Source organism: Cytobacillus firmus (assembly GCF_023715565.1).
GTDB lineage: Bacteria > Bacillota > Bacilli > Bacillales > Cytobacillaceae > Cytobacillus > Cytobacillus firmus_C.
On the sequence record NZ_JAMBOJ010000183.1, the window covers coordinates 1 to 264 of the forward strand.

The window sequence follows — 264 nt, forward strand, 5'->3', positions numbered from 1 at the left end:
AGAAATATCATAAAGGTTTAATGGAAAAGTCCAACCAGTTATATAATGAACTCCTTAAGAATGAAATCATCCCAGAAATGGAACGGGAAACCGACGAACAATTATCAGTGGAAGAACTCGCTCAATTGGTTCAAAAGGTAGACGAAGTTGTCACCGAGTATGATAAAAAAATTGAAGCTACTTCAGACATTCCTGAACGAAAAGCCTTAAGAAGTGAGCGCAAATATCCGAAACAAGTTCGTAAACAATTGATTGATTTTGTCG

Annotated in this window: 1 pseudogene; it reads left to right on the forward strand. The window is 36.4% G+C overall.

The window, feature by feature from the left end:
- Positions 1 to 264 (forward strand): annotated as a pseudogene (locus tag M3205_RS26085) (IS5/IS1182 family transposase); the annotation flags it as partial.